The organism is Geodermatophilus sp. SYSU D01180 (assembly GCF_054050415.1).
Genome location: NZ_JBJGZH010000003.1, coordinates 46,708 through 64,763 on the forward strand (window position 1 = coordinate 46,708; position 18,056 = coordinate 64,763).

Sequence of the window (18,056 nt, forward strand, 5' to 3'; positions counted from 1 at the left end):
CCGGGAGGAGTCGTCGTGGCGTCGCTGGGAGACCTGGAGCGCACCGTCATGGACGTGCTGTGGGCGGCCGACGGGCCGCTGGCCGCGGCCGAGCTGCGCGACGCGCTGGCCGACCGCGAGCTGGCGCTCACCACCGTGCACACCGTGCTGTCCCGGCTGGAGGCCAAGGGCTTCGTCGAGCACGACGAGGCCCGGCCGCGCCGTTTCCGCCCGCGCGCCAGCCGCGCCGACCACGCCGCCGAGCTCATGCACGAGGTCCTCGGCCAGGCCGGTGACCGGCAGGCGGTGCTCGCCCGGTTCGTCGGCGGCGTCGATCCCGAGGAGGCCCGCCTCCTGCGGCAGCTGCTCAGCGAGACGGCGCCGGACGCGCGCTGACGTGCTGCCCGCGACCGCCGCGGCGCTCGCGGTCCTCGCCGCCCTGCTCGCCTGGCCGGTGCCGGCGCTGCTGGGCCGCGCCCGGTGGCCCCGGCGCGACCCGCTGGTGGCGCTGGTCTGCTGGCAGGCGATCGGGCTGGCCGGCGGCCTGTCGATCATCGGCGCGCTGCTCGTGCACGGGCTGGCGCCGTGGGGCCACTCACTGCCCGAGGCCGGCTGGGCGGTGCTGACCGGGCACCCGGCCCGCGACCCGGTCCGCGGCGACCACTGGGTCACCCTCACCCTGGCCGCCGTCCTCGCCGCCGAGCTGCTCGGCGTCCTGGCGCTGTCGTGGGCGCGCACTGCGCGCACCCGGCGGCGGCACCGGGCGCTGCTGGAGCTGGTCGTGCAGCCGTCGTCGGCCGCCCCCGACGCCCGGCTGCTCGAGCACCCCGCGCCGGTGGCGTTCTGCATCCCCGGCGCCCGCCCGCTGCTGGTGCTGTCCTCGGGCATGGTCGCCGAGCTCGACGACGGGCAGCTGGCCGCCGTCGTCGCGCACGAGCGGGCGCACCTCGCCGAGCACCACCACCTCTACCTGCTGCCGTTCGTCGCGTGGGAGGCGGCGCTGCCGGTGCTGCCCGCGGCCGCCCGCGCGCACGCCGCCGTCCGCGAGCTGGTGGAGATGCGCGCCGACGACCGCGCGGTCGGCTCGCTGGCCGGGCCCGACCCGCGGCGCACGCTGGCGCAGGCGATCGTCGTCACGGCCGGGGGCGCGGGCGGGGGCGTGCCGAGCGGCGCGCTGTCGGTGACCGGCAGCGCGGTCGCCGCCCGCGTGCTGCGGCTGGTGAGCCCGCCGGCGCCGCTGCCGGCCGCCGTCCGGGCCGCCGTCCTGCTCGGCGCCGGCCTGCTCCTGCTGGTGCCGACCGTCCTGCTCCTCCTCCCGGCCCTGTAGACCGCCTCCCGCGCGAGAGGCGACCACGGGGTCAGCGGGAGGGCAGGGCCGCCGGGAAGTCGACGTCGGTGAGCCGCGCGGACGCCGTCCAGAGCCGGGCCGCCAGGTCGGGGTCGCTGGCCGCGGCCGTCCGGCCGACCAGCGTCGGGTACCCGCGCAGCTCGCCCAGCCCGTCCGGCCCGGCGTAGCTGCCGCCGGGCAGGTCGGCGGTCGCGGCGAACAGCGTCGGCAGCGCGCCCTGCTCGGCGGACTGGGCGACCACCCGGTTGCCCAGGAGCGCGAACGCGTCCTTCAGCCGGTTCCCGGTGCGGCCCTGCAGGTTGGTGGCCGACCAGCCCGGGTGCGCCGCCAGGGCCCGCACCGGTGAGCCCGCGGCGGTCAGCCGGCGCTGCAGCTCGAGGGTGAACAGCAGGTTGGCCAGCTTGGACTGGCCGTAGGCGCGCTCGGCGGAGTAGCGCCGCCGCTCCCAGTTCAGGTCGTCGAGGTCGATCGCGCCCATCCGGTGCGCTCCGGACGACAGGGTCACCACCCGGTCGGTGACGTGCGGCAGCAGGAGGTTGGTCAGCGCGAAGTGGCCGAGGTGGTTGGTGCCGAGCTGCAGCTCGAAGCCGTCGGCGGTGCGCCCCTCGGGCACCATCATGATCCCGGCGTTGTTCACCAGGACGTCGAGCGGACCGTCCCAGGCGCCGGCGAAGGCGCGCACCGAGGCGAGGTCGGCCAGGTCCAGCGCGCGCACCTCGACGTCGCCGGTCAGGCCGGCGGCCGCGGCCTCCCCGCGGGTGGTGTCGCGGACGGCGAGCACCACCCGCGCGCCCCGCTCCGCGAGCGCCCGCGCGGTGGCCAGCCCCAGCCCGCTCGCGGCGCCGGTGACGACGACGGTGCGCCCGGTCCGGTCGGGGAGGTCGGCGGTGGTCCAGCGGCTCGTCATGCCGGGTCCAACGCGGGCGCGGGCGCCGGTGTGCCGGCGGGCGCCACGGAGGTGTCGTTGCCCGGCAGCGGGCGGAACCGGCGCAGCCGCAGGCTGTTGGTGACGACGAAGACCGAGCTGAACGCCATCGCGGCCCCGGCGATCATCGGGTTGAGCAGCCCCGCCATCGCCAGCGGCAGCGCGGCGACGTTGTAGGCGAACGCCCAGAACAGGTTCCCCTTGATCACCGCGAGCGTGCGGCGGGCCAGCCGGACGGCGTCGGCGGCGGCGCGCAGGTCGCCGCGCACGAGGGTGAGGTCGCTGGCCTGGATGGCGACGTCGGTGCCGGTGCCCATCGCCAGCCCCAGGTCGGCCTGGGCGAGCGCCGCCGCGTCGTTGACGCCGTCGCCGACCATCGCCACCGTCGCGCCCTCGGCCTGCAGCCGGCGGACGGCGTCGACCTTGTCCTGGGGCAGCACCTCGGCGACGACGTCGTCGATGCCGACCTCGGCGGCGACCGCGCGGGCCGCGGCGGCCGAGTCGCCGGTGAGCAGCACCGGCCGCAGCCCGAGCGCGCGGAACTGCCGGACGGCGGCCGCCGACGTCGGCTTGACGGTGTCTGCGACGACGAGCACGCCGCGCGCGGCGCCGTCCCAGCCGACGGCGACCGCGGTGCGCCCGGCGGCGTCCGCGTCGGCGACCGCCGCGGCCAGCTCCGGGGGCAGCGGGCCCACCAGTGCGGGCCGGCCGACGACGACCGGCACGCCGTCGACGGTGCCGCGCACGCCCAGCCCGGCCTCGCTGCGGAACCCGGTGACGGCCGGCAGCGCGCCGGTGCGCTCGCGGGCGGCGGACGCCACGGCCGCGGCGATGGGGTGCTCGGAGGCGTCCTCTAGCGCGCCGGCCCGGCGCAGCACCTCGTCCGCGTCCTCGCCGTCGGCGGCGACGACGCCGGCCAGGCCCACCCGGCCGGTGGTGACCGTGCCGGTCTTGTCGAGCACGACGGTGTCGACCCGCCGCGTGGACTCCAGCACCTCCGGGCCGCGCACCAGGATGCCGAGCTGCGCGCCGCGGCCGGTGCCGACCATGAGCGCGGTCGGCGTGGCCAGCCCGAGCGCGCAGGGGCAGGCGATGATCAGCACGGCCACGGCGGCGGGGAACGCCCCGGCCACGCCGGCGCCGGTGCCGATCCAGAAGCCCAGGGTGGCCAGCGCGAGGGCGAGCACGACCGGCACGAACACCCCGGACACCCGGTCGGCCAGCCGCTGCACCTGCGCCTTGCCGTTCTGCGCCTCCTCGACCAGCCGCGCCATCTGCGCGAGCTGGGTGTCCGCGCCGACCCGGGTGGCCCGCACGACCAGCCGGCCGCCGGCGTTGACCGTGGCGCCGACGACGGCGTCGCCCGGGCCGACCTCCACCGGTACCGACTCGCCGGTGAGCATCGAGTCGTCCACGGCGGAGGAGCCCTCGACGACCTCGCCGTCGGTGGCGACCCGCTCGCCGGGCCGGACGACGAACAGGTCGCCGGGCTGCAGCCGCTCGACCGGCACCCGCTGCTCGGCCCCGCCGCGCAGGACCGACACCTCCTTGGCGCCCATCTCCAGCAGTGCGCGCAGCGCCGACCCGGCCCGCCGCTTGGCGCGCGCCTCGGCGTAGCGGCCGGCCAGCAGGAAGGTGGTCACACCCGCGGCCGCCTCGAGGTAGACGTCGCCGCTGCCGTCGCCGCGGGTGACGGCCAGCGAGAAGGGGTGCGTCATGCCCGGCTCGCCGGCGGTGCCGAGGAACAGCGCGTACAGCGACCAGCCGAACGCGGCGAGGGTGCCCAGCGAGACGAGGGTGTCCATGGTGGCCGCGCCGTGGCGCAGGTTGGTCCAGGCGGCGCGGTGGAACGGCCGGCCGCCCCAGACGACCACCGGCGCGGCCAGCGTCAGCGACGCCCACTGCCAGTACTCGAACTGCAGCGCCGGGACCATGCCCAGCAGCACGACCGGCAGGCTGAGCACCGCGGAGACCAGCAGCCGCTGCCGCAGCCCGGCGTCCGGGTCGGCCTCCGGGGCGTCCTCCTCGGGCGGCGCGGGGAGGGCGGCGGTGTAGCCGGCCTTCTCCACGGTGGCGACCAGGTCCTCGGGCGCGACGCCGTCGCCGAAGGTGACCCGGGCCTTCTCCGTCGCGTAGTTGACGGTGGCGGTCACGCCGTCGAGCCGGTTGAGCTTCTTCTCGATGCGGGCCGCGCAGGAGGCGCAGGTCATGCCGCCGATCGACAGCTCGATCTGCGTGGGGGTGGTCACGGGGCGCTCCGGGCGGTGACGGGGAAGGCGGCGGTGCGGACGACGTCGCCGTGGCGGAAGTCGAGGAACAACCGGTGCTCGCCGGCCGCGGGCACCTCGACGGCGAAGCGGACCTGCCCGCCGGACTCCCCGGTGGGGTGGACGTGCAGGTAGCCGAGGTCGCCGGCGCGCAGCGCGACCAGGTGGCCGCGGGCGCCGAGGTGGGGCTGCAGGTCGGTCACCGGCACGCCGTCGCGGCTCACGGTGAGCACCACCTCGGACTCCCGGCCGGCCACCAGGTCGCCGTCGAGGGTGACGGTGTAGCCGTCCACCTCCGCGGTCGCCGCGGGGGCGGGCAGCGGCGCGGGCTCCCACGTGCCGCCGACGGCGAGGTCGGCGCCGAGCACGAGGTCCTCGCCGAGCGCGGTGGGCGTGGCGTCGGCCAGCACCCGCCAGGCGCCCGGCTCGAGCGCGACCGTCGTCGTCCAGGTGCCGTCGGGGGCCAGCTCGGGGTGCACGTGCTGGTAGCCGGTGAGGTCCCGGCGGACGACGACCAGGTGCAGGTCCTGCTCGTGCACGGTCTCGTAGGCGGTCACCGGGGCGCCGTCGGGCCCCAGCAGCCGGAAGGACAGTGGGACGGCGTCGCCGGCGGGCAGGACGTCGGACGCGAGGTCGAGGGTGTGGCCCTCGGCGGAGACGGCGAGCCCGGCGGGCAGGTCGTGCTCCCCGGCCGGAGCTGCCGGCGCGTGGCCGCCGTCGCCGGCGTGCTCCTCGACGCCGGCCGGGGGCGCGCCCACCGGTCCGGCGAGGGCGCCCACGCCCCAGCCGGCGCCGAGGACGGCGGCCGCGGTGCCGAGGACGGCGGCGACCCGGGTGGCGGTGCGCACGACGGCTCCCTCCCGACCGGCCGCGTCAGCGGCCGGCGACCTCGTAGCCGGCCTCCGCGACGGCGGCGCGCACGGCGGCGTCGTCGACGGGGGTGTCGCTGGTGACGGTCAGGCCGCCGCTGGCCAGGTCGACCTCGACGTCGGTGACGCCGGGGATCTCGCTGACCTCCTCGGTGACCGAGGCGACGCAGTGCTGGCAGGTCATGCCGGTGACGGTGTAGCTGGCGGTGCTCATGGCGGGGTCCTCCGGGGGTGCGGGTGGGGATCAGGAGCGGACGAGCCGGGCGATCGCGGCGGAGGCCTCGCGGACCTTCGCGTCGGCCTCCGGGCCGCCGGTGGCGACGGCCTCGGCGACGCAGTGCGACAGGTGCTCCTCGAGCAGGCTCAGCGCCACCGACTGCAGCGCGGAGGTCATCGCCGAGACCTGGGTGAGGATGTCGATGCAGTACTTCTCGTCCTCGACCATGCGCTGCAGCCCGCGGGCCTGGCCCTCGATGCGGCGCAGCCGCTTGAGGTGGTCGTCCTTGCGGTGGATGTAGCCGTGGACGTGGCCGGGGGCGCTCTCCGAGTCGGTCACGCGGCCGATTGTACCCCTACCCCCAGGGGGTATCAACGGCCGCCCTGCTCCGGCTCCTCCGGTCGGCCGGCGCGCAGGCGGGCGACGGTCTCGCGCAGGCGGACGGTGTCGGCGCGGGCGTCGGCGAGCTCGTCCTGCAGGCCGAGGATGACCTCGGCGGAGGCGAGCGTGTGGCCGTCGTCGAGCAGGCCGCGCAGCCGCGCGGCCAGGACGAGCTGGTGGCGTGAGTAGCGCCGGTGGCCGCCGGGGGAGCGGTGCGGCTGCAGGACCCCGGAGCCGTCGAGGCTGCGCAGGAAGGCGGCCTGGACGCCGAGCAGCGCGGCGGCCTGGCTCATGGTCAGCGCCGGGAAGTCGGGGTCGTCGAGCCGGCGCACGGCGTCGGCCGCCGGGTCGGCCTGCTGCGGGTCGCCCTGCTGGCGGTCGGCGGGGCCGGGCACGGGACCTCCTCCTCCCTGCGGTGCCGGGGCCCGGCGGGCCCCGGATGCGGCGCGGGGGGCCCCGGATGCGGCGCGGGGGCCGGGCCGCACCGGCCCGGCCCCCGCGGACGGGACGCCGGTCAGCCCTCGACGGCCCGGGTCTCGCCCTGGGCGGGCTCCTGCTCGCCCTCGATGGTCCGGCTCTCGACCGCGGCCGGCACGTCGGCGCGGGTCACGGTGATCTTGCGGGACCGGGCCTTCTCCGCGACCGGGATGCTCACGGTGAGCACGCCGTCGTGGTAGCTGGCCTCGAGCCGGTCGGTGTCGAGGCTGCGTCCGAGGACCAGCTGCCGGGTGTAGGCGCCGTAGGGGCGCTCGGCGACGGCCCACTCCGCGCCCTCCAGCTGCGGGATCGAGCGCTCCGCGCTGACGGTGAGGGTCGTGCCCTCGAGCGACAGGTCGATCGAGCCCGGGTCGACGCCGGGCAGGTCGAAGTGGGCGACGAACTTGTCACCGACGCGGTAGGCGTCCATCGGCATGCCCGACAGGGCGCGGGCGGTGCCGGTGCGGCCGGTGAGCTGGTCCAGGGCGCGGAAGGCGGCGGACGCGGTCGGGAAGGGGTCGTACGCGGTCAGCACCATGGCTGGTGAACCTCCTGGGAGATCCGGTGTGGAGTTCGCTGCCCGAGGATGAACCTCCAGTGGCAAATGGAGATTACCTCGATCGGGCATCCGTGTAAACGTCTGTCGTCGGCGGGTGTTCCCAGTCGCGCATGGACGGCGGGCAACGGGGGCAGACCCCGGGCATGGACGAGCACCGAGAACCCGGTGGACCCGCGCCCGAGGACCCCGGCGCCGCGCCCCACGAGGGCGAGCCCGAGGTCGACGCCCGGCTCGACGGCGACGTCAGCTGCATCGCCGTGACCGGCGAGCTCACCGAGGCCGCCCGCCGGCCGCTGGTCCGCGTGGTCACCGACCAGCTGCTGTCGGTGCCCACGCTCTCGCGGGTGGAGCTGGAGCTGAGCGGCGTCACCTACATGAACTCCGCCGGGATGGCCGTCCTCGTGCAGCTGCAGCGGATGACCCAGCCCCGTGCGGTCACCGTCGCGCTGGTCGAGCCGCCGGCCGCGGTCGCCCGGCCGCTGCAGCTGACCGGCCTGTGGCGCCGCTTCGAGGTGGTCGGCGAGGGCGCCGGGCCGGCCGACGCCGGCGGCGCACCGCCGTCGGGGGGTCCGTCGCGGCGCCCGGACGGGCCGGACGGCCGCAGCGCCTGACCGGCGGGGCGGAACCGCGGTGTCGGTCGGTCCCGGTCCGGGGGCTGCTCCTAGCCTGGCCGGGTGCCGCCCTCCACCCACAGCCACGGGCCCGACCCCGACGCGCCCCCGCCGAGCCCGGAGACGCTGACCCGGCGACGCCGCGCGGTCACGCTGATGCTCCTGCTGCTCGTGCCGGTGGGGTTGGCCACCGTGGTCGGCCTGGTCGTGCTCTGGCCCGGGGACGAGCCGACCCGCGCCGAGCAGGTCGCGGCCACGTTCCTGCCGGCGGGGACCAGCTACGCCGACGCGCGGGTGGTCTCCCTGCAGACGCTGCCGTGCGGCGAGGCCGGGACCGGGCAGGCCACCTGCGCCACCGCCGTCGTCGAGGTCCTCGAGGGCGACGGCGCGGGGGACTACCAGCAGGTGGACCTCTCGGCCGAGGTGGTCGCCAACGGGGTGGGGGAGGGCGACGTCCTCGTGCTCACCCGCGACCCCGGCGCCGAGGGCGGCCCGGACTACCAGTTCGCGGACTTCGAGCGGACCACGCCGGTCGTCGTCCTCGCGGTGGCGTTCGCCCTCGTCGTCGGGGCGGTCGCCCGGCTGCGCGGGCTCGCCGCGCTGGTCGGCCTCGCCTTCGCGTTCTTCGTGCTGCTGCAGTTCGTGCTGCCGGCGCTGCTCGAGGGGTCCTCGCCGACGCTGGTCAGCCTGGTCGGCTCGTCGGCGATCATGTTCGTCGTCCTGTACCTCGCGCACGGCTTCTCCGCGCGGACGACGACGGCGCTCGTGGGCACCCTGTTCGGCCTGGCGCTGGTGACCGTGCTGGGCTCCGTGGCCGTCGGCGTCGCGCGGCTGACCGGACTCACCAGCGAGGAGACCATCCAGCTGCTGACCTTCGACCCGACGCTGGACTTCTCCGGCCTGGTGATCGCCGGGGTCGTCGTCGCCGGGCTCGGCGTGCTCAACGACGTCACGATCACCCAGGCCTCGGCGGTCTGGCAGCTCAACGAGGTGGACCCGGCGATGGGCTGGCGGCAGCTGTACCGCCGCGGCATGGCCGTCGGCCGCGACCACATCGCCTCCACCGTGTACACGATCGTCTTCGCCTACGCGGGGGCCGCGCTGCCGCTGCTGCTGCTGTTCGAGGTCTACACCCAGCCCGCCGGCGTGACGCTGACCAGCGCCGCGGTGGCCGAGGAGGTCATCCGCACCCTGGTCGGGGCGATCGCGCTGGTGCTCGCGGTCCCGGTGACGACGGCGGTCGGCGCGTTCTTCGCCACCGCGGCCGGGACCGCGGCCGGCGCGGCCCCCGAGCGACGTCTGTCGGGGCTGCGTGCGAGGTTTGCCCGGTGAGTGACTTGCTGGCGGCCGCCGAGGCCGCGCCCGGGTTCATGCCGGCCGACGAGGGTCGTGCCCTCTACGAGGCCGCCCGCACGGTGGCGGTGCCCGGCCCGCTGCTGGAGATCGGCTCGTGGATGGGCAAGTCGGCGCTCTACCTCGCCGCCGCCGCGCGGGAGACCGGCCGGCAGGTGGTCACCGTCGACCACCACCGCGGCTCGGAGGAGCACCAGCCCGGCTGGGAGTACCACGACCCGTCGCTGGTCGACCCCGCCGTCGGGCGGATCGACACCCTGCCGCGGTTCCGCCGCACGATCGCCGACGCCGGCGCCGAGGACGTCGTCGTCGCCGTCGTCGCGCGGTCGGAGGTGCTCGCGCCGCTGTGGGCGACCCCGCCGGCGCTGCTGTTCCTCGACGGCAGCCACACCGAGGAGTCCGCGCGCCGCGACCAGGACGCCTGGGTCGGGAAGCTCGCCGTGGGCGGCACGCTGGCCATCCACGACGTCTTCCCCGACCCCGCCGACGGCGGCCAGGCCCCGTTCGGCGTGTACCGGCGGGTGCTCGGGTCCGGGGACTTCGAGGAGCTGCCGGGCACCGGCTCGCTGCGGCTGCTGCGCCGTGTCCGCTGACGCGCTGGGGGCCGAGCGGGCGGCCGCCCAGGCGCAGATCGAGGCGCTGACCCGCCAGTTCGACGAGATCGTCGCCGCGTCGCAGGCGTCCAACGCCGACGACGAGCACGACCCGGAGGGCGCGACGATCGCCTTCGAGCGGCAGCAGGTGGCGGCGCTGCTGGGGCAGGCGCGCCGCCGGCTGGCCGACGTCGACGCCGCGGTCACCGCGGTCGAGGCCGGCACCTACGGCCGCTGCGAGTCCTGCGGCGGCCCGATCGCACCCGAGCGCCTGGCCGCCCGGCCCACCGCCCGCACCTGCATCAGCTGCGCGCGCTGACCTCCCACCGCACCGACAGGCGGGGCAGCAGCACCTGGGTGAGGGGGCCGATGGCCAGGGCGTAGGCGACGGTCGCCACGCCGAGGGTGCCGCCGAGCAGCCACCCGGTCGCGACGACGGCGACCTCGATCGTGGTCCGCACGAGCCGCACCGACCCGCCGGTGCGCCGGACGAGCCCGGTCATCAGCCCGTCCCGCGGGCCCGGCCCGAGGTGCACCCCGACGTAGGCGGCCGTGGCGACGGCGTTGAGCACGATGCCCGACGCCGCGAACGCCGCCTGCACCGCCAGGTGCGACGGTGCGGGCAGGACGGCGAGCGTGCCGTCGACGGCGACCCCGATGACGACGACGTTGCTCACCGTGCCGATCCCCGGCCGCTCCCGCAGCGGGACCCACGCGAGCAGCACCAGCGCGCCCACCACCACGGTGACCAGCCCGAGCGACCAGCCCAGCCGCTGCGCGAGCCCCTGGTGCAGCACGTCCCACGGCGTGACCCCCAGCGAGGACCGCACCAGCAGGGCCATCGAGGCCCCGTAGAGCGCGAGGCCGGCGTAGAGCTGGACGAGGCGGCGCGGGAGTCGGGCGGGCACGGGAACCGGACGGTGCTGCACCACGACCGCCACCCTGCCGCCCGCCCGGCCCGCCTCCTACGGGCCAATCGGCCGGATTGGCCTGCTCAGGGCGGCACGTGGACCCCGAGCGGGTGCGCTGAGGCCGCATCCGACGCCGCGGAACGCGGCCTCAATGCACACCATTGATGGGGAGTCATGCGGGGCGGGCCCGTTCAGGGCGGCAGAAACGGCCATTTCTGCCGCCCGCGGCGCCGCGGCCTCAGCTCACGTAGCGGCGGGCGGTGGAGCGGCGCTGGGCGGCGTCGAGCGCGGCGAACCGGGCCTCGGCGTGCGGGGGCAGCACCCGCCGCTCGCGCACCAGCCACGGGATCCCGCGGACGGCGGCCCACAGCCCCTGCGCGGTCACCCGGTCCCGCGGCAGCGTGGCCAGCAGGTGCAGAGTGCGCCGCAGCGCGGGGCGCAGCGGGCGCCGCAGCCACGTCGTCCAGAGGGTGTTGCGGATGCCGTCGCGCCGGCGGCGGTGCCCGTCGCGGGCCCTCGACGCCTGGTGGTGCACGGTCAGCTCGGGCAGGTAGCACAGCTCCCAGCCGGCGGCGGCGAGGTCACCGGCCATGAGCTCCTCCTCCCCGCCCAGCCACAGCCGCTCGCAGAAGCCGCCGACCTCGAGGAACGCCTCCCGCCGGACGACGCTCGCGCCGGCGAGGAAGGAGCCGAGCGCCGGGCCGGGCAGCCAGCCGGCGCCGCGGACGGGGGAGTCGCGCAGCTCCGGCACGATCGGGTCCTCCCGGCCGCCGGGCTCGACGAGGATCCGGGCGGTCACCACGGCCAGCCGCGGGTGCGCGTCGAGGACGTCGGCCGCCCGCCGCAGCGACCCCGGCTCCCACCACGTGTCGTCGTCGCAGAAGGCCACGTACGGGGTGCCCAGCCGGCCGACGCCGACGTTGCGGCCGGTCGCGCCCAGGTTCTCCGCGCTGGCCACCAGCTCCACGGCGGGGAACCGCTGGGTGATCGCCTCCGCGGTCCCGTCGGTGGAGCCGTTGTCGACGACCACCACGTGCGGCCGCTCGGGCAGCGCCAGCAGCCGGGACAGCGCCCCGAGCACCTCGTCGCGGCGCTGGTGGGTGATCACGACGACGGCGACCCGCGCATCGGCAGAAGGACCTCCCTGCTCCCCAACGCTCGCACGCTCGCGTCGGGCCCCTGCAGGGAGGCCATGGGTGGCTGTCATGTCGCGTCCCCCGCGAGCAGGCTGAGGTCGGCCAGGACGTGCGCGGGCAGCCGGCGGCGGCGGCGCAAAGCGGCGGGCAGGTCCGGCAGCCCCCGCCGCAGCCCCCGCCGCTCGGGCGCCCCGGCCCGCAGCGCGGCGACCACGGTGCGGACGACGTCGCGCGGCGGCAGCCGCATCACCGCGGTGAGCGCCTTCGACCGCCAGATCGCCGCGCGCCGCGCGTCCGGGTCGGACCGCCGGGCCGACGGGTGGTGGTGCACGGTCACCGAGTCGACGTAGGCGATGTCCCAGCCGGCGGCGGCGAGGTCCAGGGACAGCCGCTCCTCCTCGCCGGGGAAGCGCACCACCGGGTCGAAGCCGCCGACGGACAGGAACGCCTCGGTGCGCACCATCGCCGCGCACGCGATGAAGCCGAGCAGCCGCGGCCCGGGCAGGTGCGCCGGGGTGCCGAGGGGGCTGACGGCGAGTTCCTCGCACAGCGGGTCCAGCCGCTCCTCCGGGCCGACGAGGACCCGCGCGTTGAGCACCGCCAGCCGGGGGTGCCCGCGCATGACCTCCGCGGCGCGGGCCAGGTCGCCGGGCGCCCACCACGAGTCGTCGTCGGCGAAGGCCACGAACTCGCTGCCCGCGTGCCCGGCGCCGATCGTGCGGGCGTGCGCGCCGGCGTTCTCCGCCAGCGGCAGCACGGTCACCTGCGGCAGCGCGGCGCGGACGGCGTCGACGGTGCCGTCGGTGGAGCCGTTGTCCACCAGCACGACCGGCGCCTCGTGGCGGGGGAGCGTGGCCAGCAGGTCCGCGCGCCGGTCACGGCTCATCACGACGACGCTGACGCCGTCGGGGGTGGGGGTGCGGGGGGAGCGGGGCCGTGCCGACGTGCGCGTCACGCAGAGGCACTGCCCGGCAGCGGCGCTGCCGAACCGGCGTCCTCGGTGCCCGGCGCGGGCAGCGCCGCGGGGTCGGCGAACAGCCCGCAGGCGGGCGTCGCGCCGGCCAGCGCGTCCGCGGCGAGCACCACCGCCGCCGCGGTCCACGTCGTCCGCTCGACCGGCCAGCGGGCGTCGTCGGGGTAGACGAACCCGGTCCAGTACGAGCCGTCGTCGTGCCGCAGGTGCTGCATCGCCGCGACCTGCTCCAGCGCGGCCTCCGGCTGCCCGGCGACGACGAGCGCCAGCGCCAGCTCGCAGGTCTCCGCGCCGGTCACCCACGGGCGGTCGGCCACGCAGCGGGCGCCCAGGCCCGGGACGACGAAGCGGTCCCAGTCGGCGGCCAGCCGGGCGCGCGCGGGCCCGCCGGTGACCGCGCCGGCCAGCACCGGGTAGTACCAGTCCATCGACCAGCGCGAGCGGTCGGCGAAGGCCGCGGGGTCGGTGCGCAGCGCCGTGCCGAGGCCGGTGACCGCCAGCTCCCAGTCCGGCTGCGACTGCCCGTTCAGCTCCGCCAGCGCGATGCCGCAGCGCAGCGCCTGGAACAGGCTGGCGTTGCCGGTGAGCAGCGCGACGTCGTCCGGGGTCCCGTCGGGCCGCAGCGCCCAGCCGATCGTTCCGGAGGCCAGCTGCATGTCCACGACGAGGTCCAGGCCGCGGCGCACCGTCGGCCACAGCTCCCGGACCAGCCGCTCGTCACCGCTGGCCAGCCACGTGTGCCACGCGCCGACGGCGAGGTAGCCGGCGTGGTTGCTCTCGACGGCGGGCTGGGTCTCGGCGCCGTCGCGGTACTCCGCGGCCCAGGAGCCGTCGGCGCGCTGCCGGGCGGCGAGCCAGCGGTAGGCCGCCGCCGCCCGCGCGTGCTCCCCGCCGACGTCGAGGGCCATCGCCGCCTCGACCGAGTCCCAGGGGTCCAGCTGCCCGCCGCGGAACCACGGCAGGGACCCGTCGCGGCCCTGCTCGGCGGCGATGGCGGCCACGGTGCGCCGCACGGCGCCGCCGTCCAGGACGCCGGGCAGCTCGGGCAGCTCAGCGGAGCGCAGCGGTCTTCTCCCGCTCCGGGCGGGTCCCCGCCGCCGGCACCCGCGGCTTGTCCGCGTAGACCACGAGGCTCTTGCCGATCAGCGGGTCGAGCACCTTCTCGGCCAGCCGGGTCACCCACGGCCGCCTGGTCAGGTCCCACACCAGCAGCCGGTGGTAGGCGCGGACGACGGCGGCGTCCCGGTCCACCCCGACGGCGCACTTGAGCCACCAGTAGGGCGCGTGCAGCGCGTGCGCGTGGTGGCTGCGCCCGGGCACCAGGCCCGCCACCGACAGCCGGGCGCGCAGCACGTCGCCGCGGTAGATGCGGATGTGCCCGCCCTCGTTGGCGTGGTAGGCGTCCGACAGCGCCCAGCACACCCGCTCGGGGCCGTACCGCGGCACGGTGACGGCGGCCCGCCCGCCGGGCTTGAGCACCCGGGCGATCTCGGCCATCGCGGTGCCGTCGTCGGGGATGTGCTCGAGCACCTCCGAGGCGATGACCCGGTCGATGCTGCCGTCGGGGAACGGCAGGTGACGCAGGTCGCCGCGGACCACCTCGTGGTGGGCCCCGGCCGGCGCCTCGCCGGCCTCGGCGATCGCGCCCAGCCACCGCTTGGTGGTCTCCACCTCGGGCACGCCCCAGTCGACGGCGACCACGGACGCGCCGCGGCGGTAGGCCTCGAACGCGTGCCGGCCCTCGCCGCAGCCGAGGTCCAGCACGGTCATGCCGGGGCGCAGGTCGAGCAGGTCGTAGTCGACGGTCAGCACGGACGACCCCTTCGTTCCAGCACCTCGGCGTACCAGTCCGCGGTCCGCTCCGCGGTCGAGCGCCACGTGTAGGCGGCCAGCACCCGGCGGCGCCCGGCGCGGCCCAGCTGTTCCTGCAGCGACGGCTTCTCCAGCAGGAGCTTCAGCGCCGCCGTCAGCTCGTCGACGTCCCCGGCCCGCACCCGCAGGCCGGCCTGGGAGCCGACGACCTCGGGCAGCGCGCCGGCGTCGGTGGTGACCAGCGGCGTCCCGCAGGCCATCGCCTCGACCGCGGGCAGCGAGAAGCCCTCGTAGAGGGAGGGGATGGCGGCGACGGTGGCCGTCTGCAGCAGCCGCACCAGGTCGGCCTCGGAGACCGGCCCGGTGAAGCGGACGGCGTCGCGCAGGCCGAGGCGGTCCAGCGCCGACTCGGCCGGACCGCCGGGCCGCGCGGTGCCGACGACGGTCAGCCGCACCGGCCGCTCGGTGCGCAGCTTGGCCACCGCCTCGAGCAGGTGCACCAGGCCCTTGAGCGGGACGTCCGCGCTGGTGGTGACGACGATCGAGTCGGCCTCGCGCGGCCGGCCGGCCGGCGGCGGGGTGAAGACGTCCGGGTCGATGCCGACCGGGATGACCTCGACGCCCGCGGCGGGCACGTGCAGGTGGGCCTCGATGTCGCGCCGCGAGCTCTCCGAGACGGTGGTGACCGCGTCCAGCCGGGGCGCCACGCGGGCCTGCATGGCGGTGAAGGCGTACCAGCGGCGCAGGGTCAGCCGGCGGCGCAGCGAGGGGGCGGCGCCGAGCTCGAGCTGCCGGTCGATGGCGACCGGGTGGTGCACGGTCGCCACGGTCGGGACGCCCGCGCGGACCAGCCGCAGCAGCCCGTAGCCCAGGCTCTGGTTGTCGTGCACGACGTCGAACTCGTGCGCGCGGGGGAGCAGCAGCCGGGCCGCGCGCAGCGTGAAGGTCAGCGGCTCGGGGAACGCGGCGGTGCACATCGCGGCCCACTCGGCGACGTCGATCCAGTCGCGGAACTCCGAGGGGCGCGGCGTCCGGAACGGGTCGGGCTCGCGGTAGAGGTCCAGGCTCGGCACCCGGGTGAGCGGGACGCCGTCGTCCAGCTCGGGATAGGGCTGGCCGGAGAGGACCTCGACGTGGTGGCCGAGGGCGGTCAGCTCGCGCGAGAGGGCCCGGACGTAGACGCCCTGGCCGCCACCGTGCGGCTTGCTGCGGTACGACAGCAGTGCGATCCGCAGCCGTCGTCCCATGCGCCGGACCCTACCGACCCCGTCCGGTCCACTTTCGGAGCCCGCCTGACAGGGTGACCGGCGTGATCCGACACGTCGTGCACTTCACCTGGTCCGACGCCGCCGACGACGCCCGGCGGGCCGAGACGGTGGCCGCGCTGCGCCGGCTGCCCGAGCAGGTGCCCGGGTCGCTGGCCTTCACCGTCGCGCCCGACGCCGGCCTGGTCGAGGGCAACGCGCACACGGTCCTGGTCGCCGACTTCCCCGACGCCGAGGCCTTCCGGCGCTACGCCACCGACCCGGTGCACCTCGCGGTCATCGCCGAGCACGTGCGCCCGTACCTGGCCGCCCGCAGCGCCGTCCAGTACGAGCTGTGACCCGGACGGGCGGCTGACCTGCGGTTCCACCGTCGCTGGATAGCGTCCGGCGCATGACCGGACGCCGCCGCCCCGTCCTCGCCGCCACCGCGGGCCTGCTCGCCGTCCCGCTGATCGCGGCCTGCGGCGGGGAGGACGTCCGGGGCACGGCCTCGCCCGCCTCCCCGTCCTCGTCGCCGAGCCCGTCCTCCTCGGCGTCGCCGTCCCCCGGGACCGACCTCGCGCCCGGCCTGCTCCCTCCCGAGGCGTTCGGCGCCGGTGCGCAGGTCACCCCGCTGACCGAGGCCCAGCTGGAGCAGGGCGCCGCGATGGCCGGCGGCACGACCGGGGACCTGCAGGTGACCCCGCCCGAGTGCGAGCCCGCGGTGCAGGCAGCCAGCCGTCCTTCGACGAGTACGACGACGTCGCCGCGCAGGTCGCCGTCACCGGGACGGTCACCACCGTGCAGGCGCTGGCCTCCGGCGGCCCGGCCGGGGACGCGCTGGCGGGCTTCGGTCAGCAGCTCGACCGGTGCCGGGAGGTGCAGGTGAGCGCGCCGCAGATCGGCACCGTCACCATCGCCTTCGCCGAGCTCGACGTCCCCGACCTCGGCGACGGCTCCGCGGGGGTCACCTACACGACGACGGTGACCGGGCCCGACGGGCAGCAGCTGACCGTGCCGGCACTGGTCGGCGTCGTGCAGGACGGGGAGCGGGTGGTCGTGCTGCTCACCACCGACACCTCCGGCGGGCAGCCCGACCCCACGGCGTTCACCGGCCTGCTGGAGCAGGCCTACGAGACGCAGGCCGACGCCCTCGACTGAGGAGGGACCCCTGGCCCCTCACCGCTCGCACGCTCGCCGCGGGCCCCTGCAGGGGGCCGGACGAGACGGGGCGTGGCCGTCCACAGGGCCGGTCTCCTCCACAAGCGGTTCGGCCGTGCCGATCGGGGCCCCGTCCGGCTCCAGGGTCGGCCGGGTGGACCACCCCCCGATCCCCGTCATCCGGCTCGGCGACACCGGCGAGGTCGCCGCCGCCCTGCCCCACCTGCTCGGCTTCCACCCCGCCGAGTCGATCGTGCTGGTCGGCCTGCGCGGGCCGAACGGCAGCCGCGTCGGCCTCACCGTGCGCGCCGACCTCCCGCCGCCCGCCGCGGTCCGCGCGCTGGCGGCCACGCTGGCCGGCAAGGTGCTCACCGACGAGCCGGTCGCGGTGCTGCTGGCCGTCGTGTCCGAGGTGCCTGACGTGCGGTCGGCCCCCGTCCTGGCGTTCGGACCGGGCGAGCCGGCCCCGGAGCTCCCGCACCGCGACCTGGTGCACGAGCTCGTGCTCGCGCTGGACGCCCGGGACGTGCCGGTGCGGGAGGCGCTGCTGGTCCGGTCGGGCCGCTGGTGGGACTACGACTGCCCGTACCCGTGCTGCGAGCCCGGCGCCGGGACGCCGCTGCCCGGCGGGGCCAGCCCGCTGGCCGCCGCGGCGGTGGCCCGCGGCGCGGTCCTGGCCTCCGACCGCGCCGCGCTCGCCGCGCGGTTCACCCGACCCGACGGCGACCCGGGGGCACCCGCGACGGCGGCGGCCTGCCTGACGGAGGGCCGCGAGCACGCCGCCCGGCTCCGGGCGCTCGGCCTGGACGCGGTCGCCGCGGAGGCCGGCGCGGCGATCGCCGCGGCCGTGGCCGACTGCCGGCCGGGACCGGCCACCGCGGCCACCCGGCTCGCCGACGCCCGGGTGGCCCGGGTGCTGTGGGGGCTCACGATCCCCGACGTCCGCGACCGCGCGCTCGGCCTCGCGCTGGGAGAGGACGCCGCGGCCGCCGAGGTGCTGTGGACCGAGTGCACCCGCCGCGCGCCGGTGCCGCTCGACGGACCGCCGGCCACGCTGCTCGCGGTCAGCGCCTGGCTGCGCGGCGACGGCGCCATGGCCAACGTGGCCCTGGACCGCGCCCTGGCCGCCGACCCCGGCGCCCGGCTGCCCCGGCTGCTCGCCGACGGCCTGGCGCAGTGCCTGCCGCCCGCCCAGCTCCGGGTGCTGATCAGCAGCACCCTCGGGGAGGCCGGGTGAGCG

The 18,056-nt window shown here is 77.2% G+C and carries 22 protein-coding genes; 9 read left to right on the forward strand and 13 right to left on the reverse strand.

Annotation, left to right across the window (positions count from 1 at the left end; translation table 11 throughout):
* Window positions 1-15 precede the first annotated feature (15 nt).
* Window positions 16-375: a BlaI/MecI/CopY family transcriptional regulator gene (locus tag ACI8AA_RS04205; RefSeq protein ID WP_457043271.1), complete on the forward strand. Its 360-nt coding sequence runs from the start codon at window positions 16-18 to the stop codon at window positions 373-375.
* A 1-nt stretch (window position 376) separates the two neighbouring features.
* The gene (locus ACI8AA_RS04210; RefSeq protein WP_457043272.1) at window positions 377-1,306 is read left to right on the forward strand and encodes a M56 family metallopeptidase; all 930 of its coding nucleotides are present in this window, start codon (window positions 377-379) and stop codon (window positions 1,304-1,306) included.
* 31 nt (window positions 1,307-1,337) lie between these two features.
* Here the strand turns inward: ACI8AA_RS04210 and ACI8AA_RS04215 are convergent, their stop codons facing one another.
* The 7 genes from ACI8AA_RS04215 to ACI8AA_RS04245 form a co-directional block, all read right to left on the reverse strand.
* Entirely contained in the window at window positions 1,338-2,234 is an 897-nt protein-coding gene (locus ACI8AA_RS04215; RefSeq protein WP_457043273.1) for an oxidoreductase, read from the reverse strand.
* Complete coding sequence (locus ACI8AA_RS04220) at window positions 2,231-4,501, reverse strand: heavy metal translocating P-type ATPase (protein WP_457043274.1); 2,271 nt, start codon at window positions 4,499-4,501, stop codon at window positions 2,231-2,233. Before ACI8AA_RS04220 ends, ACI8AA_RS04215 begins: the two co-directional genes overlap by 4 nt.
* Complete coding sequence (locus ACI8AA_RS04225; RefSeq protein WP_457043275.1) at window positions 4,498-5,367, reverse strand: hypothetical protein; 870 nt, start codon at window positions 5,365-5,367, stop codon at window positions 4,498-4,500. The genes ACI8AA_RS04220 and ACI8AA_RS04225 overlap by 4 nt, the downstream gene beginning before the upstream one ends.
* A gap of 25 nt (window positions 5,368-5,392) precedes the next feature.
* Entirely contained in the window at window positions 5,393-5,602 is a 210-nt protein-coding gene (locus tag ACI8AA_RS04230) for a heavy-metal-associated domain-containing protein (protein WP_457043276.1), read from the reverse strand.
* Window positions 5,603-5,632: 30 nt separating this feature from the next.
* Window positions 5,633-5,944 carry a metal-sensitive transcriptional regulator gene (locus ACI8AA_RS04235; RefSeq protein WP_387990729.1) on the reverse strand — a complete coding sequence of 104 codons (312 nt, stop codon included), beginning with the start codon at window positions 5,942-5,944 and terminating at the stop codon, window positions 5,633-5,635.
* Between the two features lie 32 nt (window positions 5,945-5,976).
* Window positions 5,977-6,381, reverse strand: coding sequence for a helix-turn-helix domain-containing protein (locus ACI8AA_RS04240; protein WP_457043277.1), 405 nt, complete (start codon window positions 6,379-6,381; stop codon window positions 5,977-5,979).
* A 119-nt stretch (window positions 6,382-6,500) separates the two neighbouring features.
* Window positions 6,501-7,001, reverse strand: a complete 501-nt coding sequence (locus ACI8AA_RS04245) for an Hsp20/alpha crystallin family protein (RefSeq protein WP_457043278.1) — start codon at window positions 6,999-7,001, stop codon at window positions 6,501-6,503.
* A 164-nt stretch (window positions 7,002-7,165) separates the two neighbouring features.
* Between ACI8AA_RS04245 and ACI8AA_RS04250 the strand changes: the two genes are divergently transcribed.
* The 4 genes from ACI8AA_RS04250 (at window position 7,166) to ACI8AA_RS04265 (ending at window position 9,898) form a co-directional block, all read left to right on the forward strand.
* Entirely contained in the window at window positions 7,166-7,633 is a 468-nt protein-coding gene (locus ACI8AA_RS04250; protein WP_457043279.1) for an STAS domain-containing protein, read from the forward strand.
* Window positions 7,634-7,696: 63 nt separating this feature from the next.
* The gene (locus ACI8AA_RS04255; RefSeq protein ID WP_457043280.1) at window positions 7,697-8,965 is read left to right on the forward strand and encodes a YibE/F family protein; all 1,269 of its coding nucleotides are present in this window, start codon (window positions 7,697-7,699) and stop codon (window positions 8,963-8,965) included.
* The gene (locus ACI8AA_RS04260) at window positions 8,962-9,579 is read left to right on the forward strand and encodes a class I SAM-dependent methyltransferase (RefSeq protein ID WP_457043281.1); all 618 of its coding nucleotides are present in this window, start codon (window positions 8,962-8,964) and stop codon (window positions 9,577-9,579) included. Before ACI8AA_RS04255 ends, ACI8AA_RS04260 begins: the two co-directional genes overlap by 4 nt.
* Window positions 9,569-9,898, forward strand: a complete 330-nt coding sequence (locus tag ACI8AA_RS04265) for a TraR/DksA family transcriptional regulator (RefSeq protein ID WP_457043282.1) — start codon at window positions 9,569-9,571, stop codon at window positions 9,896-9,898. The genes ACI8AA_RS04260 and ACI8AA_RS04265 overlap by 11 nt, the downstream gene beginning before the upstream one ends.
* On the opposite strand, the gene yczE is transcribed toward ACI8AA_RS04265, so the two are convergent.
* From yczE to ACI8AA_RS04295, 6 genes are all read right to left on the reverse strand, one after another.
* Entirely contained in the window at window positions 9,882-10,487 is a 606-nt protein-coding gene (gene yczE / locus ACI8AA_RS04270) for a membrane protein YczE (RefSeq protein WP_457043283.1), read from the reverse strand. The two genes, ACI8AA_RS04265 and yczE, sit on opposite strands and share 17 nt — an antisense overlap.
* A 241-nt stretch (window positions 10,488-10,728) precedes the next feature.
* Window positions 10,729-11,697, reverse strand: a complete 969-nt coding sequence (locus ACI8AA_RS04275) for a glycosyltransferase family 2 protein (protein ID WP_457043284.1) — start codon at window positions 11,695-11,697, stop codon at window positions 10,729-10,731.
* On the reverse strand, window positions 11,694-12,512 hold the full coding sequence (locus ACI8AA_RS04280; RefSeq protein ID WP_457043285.1) for a glycosyltransferase: 819 nt from the start codon (window positions 12,510-12,512) through the stop codon (window positions 11,694-11,696). The genes ACI8AA_RS04275 and ACI8AA_RS04280 overlap by 4 nt, the downstream gene beginning before the upstream one ends.
* A gap of 65 nt (window positions 12,513-12,577) precedes the next feature.
* Window positions 12,578-13,612, reverse strand: coding sequence for a prenyltransferase (locus ACI8AA_RS04285; RefSeq protein WP_457043286.1), 1,035 nt, complete (start codon window positions 13,610-13,612; stop codon window positions 12,578-12,580).
* A 37-nt stretch (window positions 13,613-13,649) separates the two neighbouring features.
* Window positions 13,650-14,411 (reverse strand): class I SAM-dependent methyltransferase, encoded by a 762-nt coding sequence (locus ACI8AA_RS04290; protein ID WP_457043287.1) that lies wholly within the window; start codon window positions 14,409-14,411, stop codon window positions 13,650-13,652.
* Window positions 14,405-15,658, reverse strand: a complete 1,254-nt coding sequence (locus ACI8AA_RS04295; RefSeq protein WP_457043288.1) for a glycosyltransferase family 4 protein — start codon at window positions 15,656-15,658, stop codon at window positions 14,405-14,407. The genes ACI8AA_RS04290 and ACI8AA_RS04295 overlap by 7 nt, the downstream gene beginning before the upstream one ends.
* A gap of 62 nt (window positions 15,659-15,720) precedes the next feature.
* On the opposite strand from ACI8AA_RS04295, the gene ACI8AA_RS04300 reads away from it, so the two are divergent.
* The 3 genes from ACI8AA_RS04300 to ACI8AA_RS04310 all read left to right on the forward strand — a co-directional run bounded on the left by ACI8AA_RS04300 (window position 15,721) and on the right by ACI8AA_RS04310 (window position 18,053).
* Window positions 15,721-16,014: a Dabb family protein gene (locus ACI8AA_RS04300; RefSeq protein ID WP_457043289.1), complete on the forward strand. Its 294-nt coding sequence runs from the start codon at window positions 15,721-15,723 to the stop codon at window positions 16,012-16,014.
* A 352-nt stretch (window positions 16,015-16,366) separates the two neighbouring features.
* Window positions 16,367-16,816 carry a hypothetical protein gene (locus tag ACI8AA_RS04305; RefSeq protein WP_457043290.1) on the forward strand — a complete coding sequence of 150 codons (450 nt, stop codon included), beginning with the start codon at window positions 16,367-16,369 and terminating at the stop codon, window positions 16,814-16,816.
* A gap of 154 nt (window positions 16,817-16,970) precedes the next feature.
* Complete coding sequence (locus ACI8AA_RS04310; RefSeq protein ID WP_457043291.1) at window positions 16,971-18,053, forward strand: DUF4192 domain-containing protein; 1,083 nt, start codon at window positions 16,971-16,973, stop codon at window positions 18,051-18,053.
* Window positions 18,054-18,056 lie beyond the last annotated feature (3 nt).